9 protein-coding genes are annotated in these 16,111 nt (G+C 62.6%); 6 read left to right on the forward strand and 3 right to left on the reverse strand.

The window, feature by feature from the left end; genetic code table 11:
- Positions 1–188: 188 nt before the first annotated feature.
- From fadD1 to rarD, 6 genes are all read left to right on the forward strand, one after another.
- Entirely contained in the window at positions 189–1,880 is a 1,692-nt protein-coding gene (gene fadD1 / locus SM130_RS06050; RefSeq protein ID WP_102823233.1) for a long-chain-fatty-acid--CoA ligase FadD1, read from the forward strand.
- Positions 1,881–2,053: 173 nt separating this feature from the next.
- Complete coding sequence (locus tag SM130_RS06055) at positions 2,054–3,739, forward strand: methyl-accepting chemotaxis protein (protein ID WP_102823234.1); 1,686 nt, start codon at positions 2,054–2,056, stop codon at positions 3,737–3,739.
- A gap of 189 nt (positions 3,740–3,928) precedes the next feature.
- Entirely contained in the window at positions 3,929–5,614 is a 1,686-nt protein-coding gene (locus SM130_RS06060; RefSeq protein WP_102823235.1) for a methyl-accepting chemotaxis protein, read from the forward strand.
- Positions 5,615–5,879: 265 nt separating this feature from the next.
- On the forward strand, positions 5,880–7,484 hold the full coding sequence (locus SM130_RS06065) for a M28 family metallopeptidase (protein ID WP_102823236.1): 1,605 nt from the start codon (positions 5,880–5,882) through the stop codon (positions 7,482–7,484).
- A gap of 117 nt (positions 7,485–7,601) precedes the next feature.
- On the forward strand, positions 7,602–11,684 hold the full coding sequence (gene hrpA / locus SM130_RS06070) for an ATP-dependent RNA helicase HrpA (RefSeq protein ID WP_102823237.1): 4,083 nt from the start codon (positions 7,602–7,604) through the stop codon (positions 11,682–11,684).
- Positions 11,685–11,726: 42 nt separating this feature from the next.
- Positions 11,727–12,620 carry an EamA family transporter RarD gene (gene rarD / locus SM130_RS06075; protein ID WP_102823238.1) on the forward strand — a complete coding sequence of 298 codons (894 nt, stop codon included), beginning with the start codon at positions 11,727–11,729 and terminating at the stop codon, positions 12,618–12,620.
- 72 nt (positions 12,621–12,692) lie between these two features.
- Here rarD and SM130_RS06080 read toward each other — a convergent pair whose 3' ends face one another.
- The 3 genes from SM130_RS06080 to SM130_RS06090 are packed head-to-tail and all read right to left on the reverse strand — an operon-like array spanning position 12,693 to position 15,954.
- Positions 12,693–13,547: an FHA domain-containing protein gene (locus tag SM130_RS06080; protein WP_102823239.1), complete on the reverse strand. Its 855-nt coding sequence runs from the start codon at positions 13,545–13,547 to the stop codon at positions 12,693–12,695.
- Between the two features lie 60 nt (positions 13,548–13,607).
- Positions 13,608–15,158, reverse strand: coding sequence for a serine/threonine-protein kinase (locus SM130_RS06085; protein WP_102823240.1), 1,551 nt, complete (start codon positions 15,156–15,158; stop codon positions 13,608–13,610).
- 19 nt (positions 15,159–15,177) lie between these two features.
- A complete protein-coding gene (locus SM130_RS06090; protein ID WP_102823241.1) occupies positions 15,178–15,954 on the reverse strand; it encodes a PP2C family protein-serine/threonine phosphatase in 777 nt (258 codons plus the stop codon).
- Between the last annotated feature and the right edge of the window lie 157 nt (positions 15,955–16,111).

Below are 16,111 nucleotides of genomic sequence, written 5' to 3' on the forward strand. Positions count from 1 at the left end.
TGAGTGACCGCGACATGTGTTCCGGTCACTTTATGTCGAATCCCTCCCGGTCGGACTCTGTTCGCTCCTGTGCAAAGCTGCTAACCTCGGGCACGCTTTTAGCCCGATTAGTGGTACAAAAGTTAACAAATCACAACAAAACAGCTGCCATCGCGCAGTAATAAAGCTGTTGCTTAGGAGTGGGGTTCATGACCGATAACTTCTGGAAGGATAAGTATCCTGTTGGGGTCGCCAGCGAGATCAATCCCGACGAGTATCAGAACATCCAGGCTGTGCTCAAGCAGTCTTGCGAGCGCTTCGCGGACAAGCCGGCCTTCAGTAATCTCGGCAAGACCCTGACCTACGGTGAGCTGTACAAGCTGTCCGGCGACTTCGCCGCTTACCTGCAGCAGAACACCGATCTTCAGCCCGGCGACCGTATCGCCGTGCAGCTGCCCAACCTGATTCAGTATCCCATCGTCGTCTTCGGTGCCATGCGTGCCGGCCTTATCGTGGTCAACACCAACCCGCTGTACACCGCGCGGGAAATGGAGCATCAGTTCAATGATGCTGGCGCGAAGGCACTGATCTGCCTGGCCAACATGGCGCACCTGGCCGAGGAAGTGCTGCCCAAGACCGGCATCAAACACGTGATCATCACCGAAGTGGCGGACATGCTGCCGCCGCTCAAGCGAATGCTGATCAACGCAGTGGTCAAGCACGTGAAGAAGATGGTGCCTGCATTCAGCCTGCCGAAAGCCGTCAAGCTCAACGATGCGCTGGCATTGGGCCGTGGCAAGTCGGTGCGTGAGGCTTCGCCGAGCAGCGACGACGTCGCCGTACTGCAATACACCGGTGGCACCACGGGCGTCGCCAAGGGCGCCATGCTGACCCACCGCAACATTGTCGCCAACATGCTGCAGTGCAAGGCGTTGATGGGTTCGAACCTCAACGACGGCAGCGAAGTGCTGATCGCTCCGTTGCCGCTCTACCATATCTACGCCTTCACCTTTCATTGCATGGCGATGATGCTTAGCGGCAACCACAACATCCTGATCTCCAACCCGCGCGACCTGCCGGCGATGATCAAGGATCTGTCGAAGTATCGCTTCAGCGGCTTCGTAGGGCTCAACACGCTCTTCGTTGCGCTGTGCAACAGCGAGGATTTCCGCAAGCTCGATTTCTCTGCGCTCAAGGTCACGCTGTCTGGCGGCATGGCGCTGCAACTGGCGACTGCCGAGCGCTGGAAGCAGGTGACTGGCTGCTCGATCTGTGAAGGCTATGGCCTGACGGAGACCAGCCCGGTGGCCTCGGTCAATCCGATTGAGCACATCCAGCTCGGTTCCATCGGTATTCCGGTCCCCTCTACGCAATTCAAGGTTATCAACGACGAAGGGCAAGACTTGCCACAAGGCGAGATCGGCGAGCTGTGCATCAAGGGCCCGCAGGTGATGAAAGGGTACTGGCAGCGCCCCGAAGCCACTGCCGAGGTAATCGATGCGCAAGGATGGTTCAAGTCCGGAGACATCGGCATCGTTCAGGAAGATGGCTATATCCGCATCGTCGACCGCAAGAAGGACATGATCCTGGTGTCCGGCTTCAACGTTTATCCCAACGAGTTGGAAGACGTGCTGGCGAGCCTGCCGGGCGTTCTGCAGTGCGCTGCGATTGGCGTGCCTGATGAGAAGTCGGGTGAGGCTATCAAGCTGTTCGTCGTGGTCAAGCCGGGTGAAAGCCTGACCAAAGAACAGGTGATGAAGCACATGCATGACAACCTGACTGGCTACAAGCGGCCGAAGGCAGTCGAGTTCCGCGACAGCCTGCCGACCACCAACGTCGGTAAGATCCTGCGCCGCGAATTGCGTGACGAAGAGCTGCGCAAGTTGGGACACAAGAAATAGATGCTGCTGTGAAACAAAGAACCCCGCCTTGGCGGGGTTTTTTTGTTTTATGCGAACGGCGTCTAGCGGCATTGGCCGGCAGGCTATGACTTAGCGCTTCGTAGCGTTCTCCTTTGATGTAGCAAATGGCACAATGGCACTACTTACCCATGTATTTTATGAGGGATTGTCAGATGCTGTCGTCACTACGTCTGCGGGTGAAATTACTCTTGCTGGCGCTTGGCCCGATCCTGTTGCTGACGGTCTTGCTCAGTGGGGTTGCGGTACTTGAGTTGCAGCAACTGGCCGACCAGCAGGAGGCACAGACGCGCGCTAGCCTGATTCGGGACCGCCGTGCCGAACTCAAACACTACGTCGAGTTGGCAAAAAATGCTGTCGGCCCGATCTATGAACGCGCTGCCGAGGGAGACATGCAGGCACGGAGCCAGGCAGTCGCCATTTTCGAGCGCCTGAGCTATGGTACCGAAGGCTATTTCTGGGGCTATGACGCGCAATCGCTGCGGGTGTTTCAGGGCGCTACACGCGAGCGTATCGGCGAGAATTTTGCCGATTACCGCGACCCGAATGGCGTGTACGCCATTCGCGAACTGGTCAAGGCCGGCCGCGATGGCAGTCACTACGTCGACTACAGCTTCGCTATTCCTGGCAGCAACGCGCTGGTGCCCAAGGTCGGCTATGCCGAGTACCTGCCAAAGTGGAATCTGGTATTCGGAACCTCACTAAATCTGGATGACGTCGAGCGCGATGTAGGCGAGGCCCGCGCGGCTTTCCAGGCGCGCATCGACAGCTTGACGCTGATCATGCTCGGCTCGGCGTTCTTGCTGCTGATCCTGATGGCCGGGCTCGCCGTATTGATGAGCAACGCAATTCTCCGCCCGCTGTTGCAAATCAAGCAGAACCTCGACGATATGGCCCAGGGCGACGGTGACCTGACACACCGCCTGCCTGTAACCAGCCGTGACGAGCTGGGCGAACTGTCGGCCTCGTTCAACCGCTTCGTCGAGAAGATCCACGCTCTTGTACGGCAGGTGGCTGGCACGACTACCCAACTCAGCGGGCTGGTCAGTGCGGTGGCCAGCCAGGCGCAGCGTTCGGAACAGGCTATGGCCGACCAGCGCAGCGAGACCGATCAGGTTGCAACTGCAATCAACGAGATGTCCGCTGCCGCCCATGAAGTGGCGATGAGCGCCCAGCGTGCCGCAGAGGCGGCGCGCGAAACCGATCAGCAGGGCGTTGCCGCCAAGCAGGTAGTCGACCAGAGCATCCGCCAGATTCACGAGCTGGTCGGCGAACTGCGTGGCAGTGGTGAGTCGCTGGATGGGTTGCAGCAGGACGTCAGAGGTATTGTCGGCGTGCTCGATGTGATTCGCGCCATCGCCGAGCAGACCAATTTGCTGGCGCTCAACGCAGCCATCGAGGCGGCGCGTGCCGGTGAGGCCGGGCGTGGTTTCGCCGTGGTTGCCGACGAAGTACGTGCCCTGGCCAGCCGAACCCAGCAGAGCACTGGCGAGATCCAGGGCATGATCGACCGCCTGCAGAGCGCGACGTCGAACACCGTCTCCACCATGTTGCGCGCCGGGGAAAAGGGCGAGAGCACTCGCGATCACGCCAATCAGGCTGGCGACTCGCTGGATGCCATTTCTGCACTGATCGGCACGATCAATTCGATGAACGCGCAGATCGCTGCCGCGGCCGAAGAGCAGACCGCCGTGGCCGAGGAGATCAACCGCAGCGTGCACCACATCGCTGATGCAGTGGACGGCGTGGCGAGCGATGCCGCACAGGGCGCGCAGACTGCGCGTGAGCTTAACGGCCTGGCCGAGCAGCTACAGCGGCTGGTGGGGCAGTTCCGTATCTAGTAAGCGGTCCGAAGGCTCTAGAACGAGCCTTTGAGAAACCCTGCCTTGGCAGGGTTTCGTTTTTTATGGGTAAAGAAAAGCACTTCGACGTCGAAAAACTGAGGGACGGCTTTGAAAACAGCGCTTAAGTGTCACTGGTTTTACGCCGCAGTCTTCTAGGTCAACGTTTCTAACCAGGGATGAATCAGAATGCTTTCCAATCTTCGTCTGCGAATGAAGTTGCTGCTGCTTACGCTGGGCCCGATTCTTCTGCTTGCAACCCTGCTCAGCGGGATCGCTGTCTATGAGTTGCAGAGTCTTGCCGAACAGCAAGAAGCACATACCCGCGATAGCCTCATCCAGGACCGGCGCGCCGAGCTTAAGCACTACGTCGAACTGGCGCGCAATGCCATCGGGCCGATCCATGAGCGTTCTGCCGAGGGCGACATGCAGGCGCGTGATCAGGCCGTTGCCATTCTCGAACGGCTGTCTTACGGCAAGGACGGCTACTTCTGGGGCTACGACACCCAGAGTGTTCGCATCCTGCAGGGCAACACCAAGGATAAGATTGGACAGAGCTTCTACGACTATCGCGACCCCAACGGGGTCTACGCCATTCGCGAGTTGGTGCGGGCCGGGCAGGATGGTAGCCACTATGTCGACTACAGCTTCGTGCTGGGCAACAGCAGCGAGCTGGTGCCCAAGGTGGGTTACGCCGAATTTTTGCCGAAGTGGAAGATGGTCGTCGGTACCTCCTTGAACCTCGATGGTGTGGAGCGCGACGTACAGGCTGCACGAGTAGAGTTTCAGAAACGCATTGATGGCCTGGTGACCATCATGCTCGTTTCGGCTTTCGCACTGCTGGTGCTGATGGCATTACTGGCCGTTTTCATGAGCAACGCGTTGCTGAACCCGCTGCTGCTGATCAAGCGCAACCTGGACGATATGGCCCAGGGCGACGGTGACCTGACTCAGCGGCTACCGATCACCAGCCAGGACGAGCTGGGCGAGCTAGCCATGTCCTTTAACCGTTTCGTCGAGAAGATCCACTCCCTGGTGCAGCAGGTCGCTGGAACCACCACCCAACTCAGCGGCCTGGTCGGTGCGGTGGCCAGCCAGGCGCAGCGTTCGGAGCAGGCTATGGCCGACCAGCGCAGCGAGACCGATCAGGTCGCCACCGCAATCAACGAGATGTCCGCTGCTGCCCATGAAGTGGCGATGGGTGCACAGCGTGCCGCAGAGGCGGCGCGCGAGACGGATCAACAGGGCGTTGCTGCCAAGCAAGTAGTCGACCAGAGCATCCGCCAGATTCACGAGCTGGTCGGCGAACTGCGTGGCAGTGGTGAGTCGCTGGATGGGTTGCAGCAGGACGTCAGAGGTATTGTCGGCGTGCTCGACGTGATCCGCGCCATCGCCGAGCAGACCAATCTGCTGGCGCTCAACGCAGCCATCGAGGCGGCGCGTGCCGGTGAGGCCGGGCGTGGTTTCGCCGTGGTTGCCGACGAAGTACGTGCCCTGGCCAGCCGAACCCAGCAGAGCACTGGCGAGATCCAGGGCATGATCGACCGCCTGCAGAGCGCGACGTCGAACACCGTCTCCACCATGTTGCGCGCCGGGGAAAAGGGCGAGAGCACTCGCGATCACGCCAATCAGGCTGGCGACTCGCTGGATGCCATTTCTGCACTGATCGGCACGATCAACTCGATGAACGCGCAGATCGCTGCCGCGGCCGAAGAGCAGACTGCCGTGGCCGAGGAGATCAACCGCAGCGTGCACCACATCGCTGATGCAGTGGACGGCGTGGCGAGCGATGCCGCACAGGGCGCGCAGACTGCGCGTGAGCTTAACGGCCTGGCCGAGCAGCTACAGCGGCTGGTGGGGCAGTTCCGTATCTGATCTGGTAGTTGGACGGCAGGTGCAACGCCTGCCGTCGCTTTCGCGCAGTTGTCACAGGGCGCCAAGCTGCGCCCTGCTTGAGCGCGTCTCGAAACGAAGTTCTTTCATCCCGATCAACGGCGCTACCGGCGGGCGGCTGTCTCAGAACCGAGACGGCGGCCGTTTGGTCTAGCTCCCTATGGCCGCGTCCGCTTAATGCCGTAGGGGACGATGGCGCAAGCCACAGGCGGCCTGCCCATCAATCCGTTGCAAGGATGAGTTACCCATGCACAAGAAAAACAATGCTGTTCGGGTAGTTGCTTCTCTCGCATTGATCGCCAGCAGTGCCGCCTTCGCGGCGCCGCAGGTCGATACCGCACTATTCAACGACTTCTGGACGCCAGGCAAGCCCAATGCGGCGCTGTGCCGTTCGCCGCTGCTGGTCGGCACGCCGGTCGGTTTGCCGCGCTGCATGCAGGCGAGCAACGTCATGAAGCATCTGGAGGCGCTGCAGGATATCGCCACACTCAATGACGGTAATCGCGCGTCCGGTCAGCCCGGCTATCAGGCGTCGATCGACTACGTGCGCAGCCGTCTGCAGCGCGCCGGTTATCGCGTAGAGGTACAGGCGTTTCCCTTCCTCGCGTTCTATCCGGCCGGCCCCGGCACGCTCAGCGCGGTGGCTCCGCAGCCGGCGCAGTACGTATGGGAGGAAGACTTCTCTTATGCCGACCAGACCGACCCTGGCAACGTTACAGCACTGGTAGTGCCGGTCGACCTGGCGCTTGGTGCCGGCAACACCTCGACCAGTGGCTGCGAGCCTGAGGACTTCGCGGGATTCCCGGCGGGTGCCATCGCGCTGATGCAGCGCGGTACCTGCCCGTTCGGGCAGAAGGCGACCAATGCCGCGGCGGCCGGTGCGGCCGGTGCAATCATCTTCAACCAGGGCGACACCGAAGACCGCAAGGGGCTGCTGGTCGCGACTCTGGGCGAGGATTACAGCGGCGGCATTCCGGTGATGTTCTCGACCTATGACAACGGTGTGGCCTGGGCGCAAACCGCAGGCCTGCAGCTGAGCATGAACGTCGACGTGGTACGCGAGCAGACCGAGACCTACAACCTGCTGGCCGAGACGCGCCGTGGCGATCCGAGCAACGTGATCATGGTCGGTGCGCATCTGGATTCGGTGTTTGAAGGCGCCGGCATCAACGACAACGGCTCCGGCAGTGCGGCGTTGCTTGAGATGGCGCTGCTGATGAGCAAGGCCCGGCCGGAAAACAAGGTGCGCTTTGCCTGGTGGGGGGCAGAGGAATCCGGGCTGGTCGGCTCGACCTACTACGTTACGCAGCTGCCGGATGAGCAGAAGCGACGCATCAAGGCGTACTTGAATGTCGACATGATCGGTTCGCCGAACTATGGCAACTTCATCTATGACGGCGATGGCTCCGATTTTGGCCTGCAGGGCCCGCCCGGCTCGGCTGCAATCGAACGTTTGCTACGCACCTACTTCCAGCTGCGCAACGCGCCGTCGGAAGGCACCGAGATTGATTTCCGCTCCGACTATGCACAGTTCTTCGACGACGGCATTGCCTTCGGCGGGCTGTTCACCGGTGCCGAGGACATCAAAACCGAGGAGCAGGCGCAGCGTTACGGCGGCATCGCCGGGGAATCGTTCGATCAGTGCTATCACACGCCGTGCGACAACTTGGCCAATATCTCCACCGAAGCGCTGGAGTTGCATGGCGATGCGCTGGCCTTCGCCACGAGCTGGCTCTCGCTTTCGACCAAGCTGATCGACGACGAGATCGCCGCTGCGGCCGAGCAGAGCATCGGCACCATGCGCATCCAGCAGGTGCAGGAGAAGTCGCGTTGGGGTCACTGGATCCGTTGATCGCATGAATACCGCGCCGGCTTGCCGGCGCGGTCCCCTCCATCAATCCCTTTCCCTTCGGCCGGCCGGTCAAATCTGCGACAATCGCGCCCTTCACGAATTGCCCCACGGCTGTCCATGACCGACGCAACGCCCGCTATCGATACCCTGCTTAAGAATCTCGACCAGGCCCTGTTCGCTGATCGCCACCGCCTGCGCAGGCAGCTGCACGAGCTGAGAAAAAAGCCCGACGAAGCCAAGCTGGCCCAATGGTTGGAGCGCTTCCAGGCCTCGGTGGCCAAGGTCGAAGCTCGCCGGAACAGCGTGCCGAGCATTCGCTACGATGACAGCCTGCCGATCGCTGCCAAGCGCGACGAGATCAAGGCCGCGCTGGAAAAACATCAGGTGCTGGTGATCGCCGGTGAGACCGGCTCGGGCAAGACCACTCAGCTGCCGAAAATCTGCCTGGAAATCGGCCGTGGCGTGCACGGCTTGATCGGCCATACCCAACCGCGCCGTCTCGCGGCGCGCAGCGTCGCCACCCGCGTAGCCGAAGAAATCGGCACGCCACTCGGCGAACTGGTGGGTTATCAGGTTCGCTTCGAGGACCAGAGCAAGGAAAGCTCGCTGATCAAGCTGATGACCGACGGCATCCTGCTGGCCGAGACGCAGCACGACCGCTTCCTGGAAAAATACGACACCATCATCGTCGACGAGGCCCACGAGCGTTCGCTGAACATCGATTTTCTGCTGGGCTTCCTCAAGACCCTGCTGCCGCGCCGGCCGGACCTGAAGGTCATCATCACCTCGGCGACCATCGATCTGCAGCGCTTTTCCGAGCACTTCGATGGTGCGCCCATCGTCGAGGTGTCCGGGCGTACCTATCCGGTGGAAACCTGGTATCGGCCACTGGCGGCCGAGATCGACGAGGACGGCAATCGGGTCGAGGACGACCTGACCATCGATCAAGGCATCCTCGCTGCGCTGGACGAGATCACGGCCCACGAGCAAAGCCTCGGCCAGCGTCCTGGCGATGTACTGGTGTTCCTCCCCGGTGAGCGGGAGATTCGCGATGCCGCCGAGGTGCTGCGCAAGGCTAATCTGAGGTTCACCGAGGTGCTGCCGCTGTATGCGCGGCTTACGCCGGCCGAGCAGCAGAAAATTTTCCAGCCGCGGCCTGGCCGCAAGATCGTGTTGGCCACCAACGTTGCGGAAACCTCGCTGACGGTGCCGGGTATCCGCTACGTGATCGACTCCGGCACCGCACGTATCAGTCGTTACAGTTATCGCGCCAAGGTCCAGCGGCTGCCGATCGAGGCCGTGTCCCAGGCCAGCGCCAATCAGCGCAAGGGCCGTTGCGGGCGAGTCGAGCCGGGTATCTGCATTCGCCTGTACAGCGAGGAAGATTTCCTCGGCCGGCCGGAATTCACCGATCCGGAGATTCTGCGCACCAACCTCGCCGCGGTGATCCTGCAGATGCTGCATCTGCGCCTAGGCGACATTCAGGATTTCCCCTTTATCGAGCCGCCGGATGGCAAGGCCATCAGCGACGGCTTCAACCTGTTGCAGGAACTCTCGGCGGTTAATCGCGAGAACCAGCTGACCCCGCTGGGGCGCCAGTTGGCGCGCCTGCCGATCGACCCGCGTCTTGGCCGTATGCTCTTGGAAGCCGCACACCAGGGCAGCTTGGCCGAAGTGCTGATCGTTGCCAGTGCGCTCTCGGTGCAGGACGTGCGCGAGCGCCCGGCTGATCGCCAGCAGGCAGCCGATCAGGCCCATGCGCAATGGAAAGATCCGGATTCGGACTTCGCCGCGCTGATCAATATCTGGCGCGGCTTCGAGGAGAAGCGCCAGGAGCTGGGCTCCAACCCGCTGCGTACCTGGTGCCGGAAGAACTTCCTCAACTATCTGCGCCTCCGTGAATGGCGTGACGCCCATCGGCAACTGACGCTGATCGCCCGTGAACTCAAGCTTGGCACAGGCAGGTCGGTGGATGGCTCCGGTCAACTACCGCACGCCGATAAGGCACGTAGGGTGGAAGACGGCGAAGCCTCTCCCACGCGTCCGGCCGGGGCCAACCCGCAACCCGCACCGACTACCGACACCAAGGTCAACGTCATCGTCCGTCAGCAGGCCGAAGCCAGCGAGGCGGCGCAAAAGGCCAAGGGCTACGCTGCCGTACACAAGGCGATCCTCGCTGGCCTGCTCAGCCAGGTTGGCAACAAGACCGAGGAGGGTGACTTCCTTGGCGCGCGCCAGCGGCGCTTCTGGGTGCATCCGTCCAGTGTGATCGGGCGTAAGAAGCCAAACTGGCTGATGGCCGCCGAGCTGGTGGAAACCACCAAACTCTTCGCGCGCATGGTCGCCAAAATCGAGCCGGACTGGATCGAGCCGCTGGCCGGCCACTTGATCAAGAAGAACCACTTCGAGCCGCACTGGGAGAAGAAGCGCGGCCAGGTGGTGGCCTACGAGCAGGTGACGCTCTACGGAATGATCGTCGTGGGTCGGCGGCCGGTGCACTATGGGCCGATCGATCCGCCCGCGGCGCGTGAGCTGTTCATCCGCGAAGGTCTGGTGCGTGGCGAGATGCACAGCCGCGCCAAGGCGCTCACCGCCAATCGCGAGCTGCTGGAGCTGTTCGACGAGTTGGAAGCCAAGGCCCGCCGGCGCGACATCATTGCCGACGAAGACACGCTATTTGCCTACTACGACGCGCGCGTGCCGCAGGACATCTACCAGACCGCCAGTTTCGAGAGCTGGTACAAGCGCGAGAGCGCGAAAGACCCGCAGCTGCTGGTCATGCGCGACGAGGACGTGCTGGCGCGCGATGCCAGCGAAGTCACCGCCGCGCAATACCCTGATCACCTGCGCATCGGCGAGCTGCAATTGCCGCTGGAATATCACTTCGAACCCAACCACCTGCGCGATGGCGTGACCCTGCGCGTGCCTGCGCCGTTGCTGCCGCAATTGCGCAGCGAACGGCTCGACTGGCTGGTACCGGGGCTGCTGGAAACCAAGGCCGTGGCGCTGGTGCGCAACCTGCCCAAGGCGCTGCGCAAGAACTTCGTGCCGGTGCCGGATTTCGTCGGCGCGGCGCTGGCCAAGATCAGCTTCGGTGAAGGCTCGCTGCCCGAGGCGCTGGGTCGCGAATTGCTGCGCATGACCGGCGCTCGCGTGTCGGATGAGGCCTGGGCCGAGGCGGCGGCTGGGCTGGAAAACCATCTGAAGATGAACATCGAGGTGGTCGATGCCCGCGGCAAGTTCCTTGGCGAAGGGCGTAATCTGGCCGAACTGACCGCGCGCTTTGCCGAAGCCAGCCAGGCTGCACTGGCGCCGCCGCAGCAGAAAGCCGAGCAGAAGCCGGTCGAGGCCAAGGGCTTTGCCCAGGTCGCGGAAAAGGCCCAGGCGAAGATGGCCGGGCTGTCGATGACGGTCTACCCCGCGCTGGTGGAAGAGGCCGGGGTGGTCAAGGAAGGGCGCTTCCCGACTCAGGCCGAAGCCGATTATCAGCATCGCCGGGCGCTGCAGCGCTTGTTGTTGCAGCAACTGGCGGAACCGGCCAAGTACCTGCGCAACAAGCTGCCGGGCCTCACCGAACTGGGCCTGCTCTACCGCGACATGGGCAAGGTCGATGGGCTGGTCGAGGACATTCTCCTGGCCAGCCTGGACAGCTGCATCCTCGACGGTGAAGCCCAGCTGCCCCGTGATGGCGCCGCCCTGGCCTCGCTGGCCGAACGCAAGCGCGGCGACTGGGCGGCGCATGCCGAACGCCTGGCGCGTCTCACGCTGGAAATCCTCAAGCACTGGCACGGCCTGCAGAAACGCTTCAAAGGCAAGATCGACCTGGCCCAGGCCGTCGCGCTCAACGACATCAAGGCGCAGCTGGGCAACCTGGTCTATCCGGGGTTCGTCCGCGAGACGCCTGCCGAGTGGCTGAAGGAATACCCGCGCTATCTGAAGGCCATCGAGCAGCGCTTCGAGAAGATCGGCGCGCAGCTGCAGCGTGATCGCGTCTGGTCCGGCGAACTGGCCGGCTACTGGGAGCAGTATCAGGTGCGCCTGAAGAAGCACCTGCAGGAAGGCAAGCGCGATGCCGAACTTGCCTTGTATCGCTGGATGATCGAGGAATACCGCGTCTCGCTCTGGGCACAGCAGCTCGGCACGAAGATGGCGGTATCGGACAAGCGTCTGAACAAGCAGTGGAGCCAGGTCGAGCCCTGATATCGCTGCCTGGCGCACGGATCGTCAACTTGCAGGAAGCCCATGGACACTCGAAACAGGCTGGCGGGCGTAGCGGGCTCGCTCGCAGCCTCGACACTCTTCGCCACGCTGTACTACTACACCTCGCTGCTCGAGCCTTTGACCGGCCAGCAGATTTACGGCTGGCGCATCCTGCTCACCGCGCCCTGCCTGGCGTTGCTGCTGCTCGCCATCGGGCGTTGGGGCGAAGTCCGGCAGATCCTTGTGCGCGTACCGGTAGAGGCGCGGCTGTGGCTTGCCCTGCCGCTGTCCTCGGCGCTGGTCGGCCTGCAGCTCTGGCTGTTCATGTGGGCGCCGATCAACGGCCACGGGCTGGATGTCTCGCTTGGCTACTTCCTGCTGCCGCTGACCCTGGTGCTCACCGGGCGGCTGGTCTTTGGCGAGGCGATCAGTCGATTGCAACGTCTGGCCTGTCTGCTGGCGGCGGTGGGTGTCGGCAACCAGCTGCTGCTGGCCTCGTCGCTGTCATGGCCGGTGCTGGCGGTTGCCCTCGGCTACCCGTGCTATTTCGTCCTGCGCCGCTGGATCGGCACCGCCAGCCTCGGCGGCCTGTGGGTCGATCTGGTGATCAGCCTGCCGGTCGCTGCGCTGTTCGCCTTTTCCGACCGAGGCACCCTGCAACAGCTCGCTGCGAGCCCGTCTCTGCTGCTTCTGATCATCGGCCTCGGTGCGCTCAGCGCCTTGGCCCTGGCGCTGATGATCGTCGCCAGCAAACACCTCGATCTGGCACTGTTCGGCCTGCTGAGCTATGTCGAGCCGGTGCTGCTGGTCGTCGTCGCGTTGCTGCTCGGCGAAAGCATCACGGCGGACCAGTGGCTGACGTACGCCGCGATCTGGGCAGCGATCGCGGTACTGGTCTTTGAAGGGTTACGGGCGCTGCGTAGAGGGCGAGGGTAGCGACACGTCAAAGTAGGAGTCACGCGTCGGAAACGGCGAAGTGGTTTTCACCGATTCAGGAGCAGCGAGCCGCTAGATCATCCGCTGCGCAACCAGCCCCACGACAACGGCCAGCCCGAGCGCGCCGAGCAGCAACGCCAGGCGCCAGCCTGATTGGCGCGGGGCATCCAGTGCTGGCGCTGAGGTTGCCGGGGCCGGCGTATGCAGTGGATTCGGCGTGGCAGGGCGGGGCCGGGGCGCCTTGGGCTGGGCAGCGGCAGCGGTAGGCAGGTCAGCGGCGCGGATAAATACGGTGGCGTCCTCGTCGACGATTTCCGGCGCGCTGACTCTGGGCCCGATAACCAGCAGCGTGGTAGTGCCCAGCTGAATCTGATCGCCCGGCTGCAATACAGCGGTCGTGACTTTCTCACGATTGACCATCAAGCCGTTGGCCGACGCGAGGTCCTTCACTTCCAGCACATCGCCCTTCAGATAGAACTCCGCGTGCCGGCGGGATAGCTCCGCGTCGGCGAAGCAGAGCTCGCATTTGACCGAGCGGCCAAAGGTCATCGAGCCGGTGATGTGGTACTTGTGGCCCTGGTTCTCGCCCTTGACCACCTGTAACAGCCAGCGCGGCGCAGCCGCCACCTTGGCGCCAACCTTGGCCGGGTCGACGATCTCCAGCTCCAGAGCGCCTAGGCGCACGCGGTCGCCGGAGCGGATCTGGTAACGCTCGCCGATCTTCTCGTCGTTGACGTATGTGCCCCCCGGTGTGCCGAGGTCGGTCAGGTAGTAGAAGCGGTTTTTCAGTATCAGCTCGGCGTGAAAGGGCGCCACGCCGGCGTCGCTTATCGCCAGCCTGTTGCTGCGGTCCGAGCCGAGGGTGAAGCGTTCGTCGGCAAGCCAGACGGGGCTCTGACGATTGTCTGCGAAGTGGATCCTGAGCATGTCTGCGTTACCTTGAGCGGGAGCGATCGCCGGCATCAGCCGGGCGATCAGGCGTGATTATCAATTGAATATCCGATTCCACAGGCGCTTGACCGGATTGGCCGGCGCTTGCGAGGTCTGCGTGGTAGCCGGTTGGGTGCGCGAGGTGCTGGCAGCGGTGCGCGGCACAGGCCGCGGCGCTCTTGCCTTGGCGACGCGCTGGGCATGGGCTTCGTGCAGTACCAGCAGCGGTGCATACCCCGGTGAGGCTTCCAGTCCCTGCTCGATGTATTCCAGTGCCAACGCGTACTCGCGTCTGCCATATGCCGCTTCGACGAGTTCGACATAGCGTTCGCTGACTCGGGCCAACCCATCGAGCGCCACCTGGTGCTCCGGCAGCCAGCCAAGCACTTGCTGGTAGTAGTGCACGGCGCTGTCCTCGGCCGGTTCCAGCAGTTGGTCATCGGCCAGTCGCTGCGCCGCCAGTTCTAGGGCCTGGGCGATGCGGGCATCGAGGACGCGGCGCAGGCCATCGAGGGCATCTGCATTGTCCGCGTCCAGGCGCAGGGCCTGGCGGAAGTAGTAGTCGGCATTGTCGTACGCCGGTGCGGTCAGTTGCCCTTCGCCCAGGCGCGACTCGGCACGGGTGAGAAACTCGCTGATCTGGCTGTACTGAAACCACTGATAGCCACCCACGCCCAACGCGGCTATTGCCAAAGCAAGCGCCGCACTCACAGTCGCCCAGCGGCCAATGCGCCGACGCTGTCGCCGGCGTCGGGGCTGTGGTGCGGGTTCCATAAGCAGTGCCGGCGCGATGCGGGTCTGGTCCATGTCCGGTTCGGTGAGCGTGTCGATGGCCGCCAATAGCTCACGGCAATTACTGAAGCGCTCGCCCGGCTGCTTGGCCAACATGCGATCGAGTAGCGGTTGATAGGGCGCCAGCGCCGGCGGCAGCTGGGGCGCGGGCATCTGTAGATGGTTGAGCACCGTTTGCGGATAGCTGCTGGCGCGGAACGGGTTGGTGCCGGTGAGCATCTCGGCGAGGATTACCCCGAGGCTGTAGATGTCGCTGCGCGCATCCAGCGGCTGGCACTGGGCCTGCTCCGGACTGCTGTAAGCAGGGCTGCCGACCGCGATGCCGAAGTGGGTGAGTTCGTTATCCAGTTCGACCGCTTTGGCGACGCCAAAGTCGGTGAGTACAACGCTGCCGTCGTCACGGAAGAGGATATTGGCCGGCTTGACGTCACGATGAACCAGCCCGCCGTCGTGCACCACCGCAAGGCCACCGGCAAGCTGGCGAACGATATCCAGCGCCCGCGAGGGTGAGAAGACGATGCCGCGGTGTTGCGCCAGGTCGCCACCGCCTATGTATTCCATCGCCAGGTAGTGCCGGCCATCGGCGATCTGCCCGATGTCATGGATGGTGATGATGGCCGGATGGCGCAGTGAGGCGACGATATGGCCTTCCTGGATGAAACGCTCGGTGAACGCCGCATCCTCGGTGCGCAACAGAACCTTGACCGCCACCTCGCGATCCAGCGACAGCTGTGTGGCCAGGTACACCTCAGCCATTCCGCCTTTTCCGAGCCGCTTGTGCAGGCGATAGCCCGGTATTTCCAGCATCCGATGCATTGTCAAAAACTCGTGCTTGCTACGACTTGAGGGGTTTTAACAGCATGTTGATGAAGCGGCGCCCGCGGGATTCGACCGTAGTAGGGGCAGCGGTGCGACCGATCACGATGCAGGAAATGTTGTCACGACCGCCATGGGTATTTGCCTGGTCGATCAGTTGCTCCACCAGATTCTCCAACGTATCGGCAAAGGTGCAGGTAGCGTGGATCTGAGCGTCGGTCAGCTCGTTGGTCAGGCCGTCGCTGCATAGCAGAAGCAGCTCACCGGCCTTGAGTGTTCCGCTGCCGATACCCACTTCCAGAGGCACCTCGCGCCCCAGGCAGCGCAGGATGATGCTGCGCCAGGCATGACTTTGAGCGTCGGCGGGCTTCAACTCGCCGGCGTCGATCATCATCTGCACCCAGCTGTGGTCTCGCGTCAGTTGTTCGATGCCGTTTGAGGTGACCAGATACGCTCGGCTGTCGCCGACCCAGGCGAGTTCGAAATCGGCGCCGTGGAAATGCGCAGACACCAACGTGGTGCCCATGCCGTCATCTACCGCTGCTTCCAGTACCGCCTGGTTGGCCTGCTGGACCGCTCCCTGCAGCGCCTCGCCGCTTTCGATCGCCTGCTGCAGTGCAGTCAGCGCCAGATTGCTCGCGACCTCTCCGCACTGGTGCCCACCCATGCCGTCAGCTATCGCCCAAAGGCCCTGCTCGGGCGAGCAGAGCAGGGCGTCTTCGTTATGGCTACGCTTTCGCCCCGGCGAGCTTTGCCCGGCGTAGTCCAGCAATGGGTCAGAGAGGCTAGGTTGCATGCGAGGGCCCGGTCCTTGTTCCTGCGGCACGACGTCGAGCGAGCATGATGCGTTGGGCTTGTGTGACTGTCATCGATTGGCGCTAGAGCAAGCGCAAAAGTGTTAACTCGTGCAAAGCGGGCAGATTTAGTTGGCAGCTCTTGGCGACCATGGTGGC

The sequence above is a fragment of the Stutzerimonas stutzeri genome (genome assembly GCF_038561965.1).
Lineage (GTDB): Bacteria > Pseudomonadota > Gammaproteobacteria > Pseudomonadales > Pseudomonadaceae > Stutzerimonas > Stutzerimonas stutzeri_AA.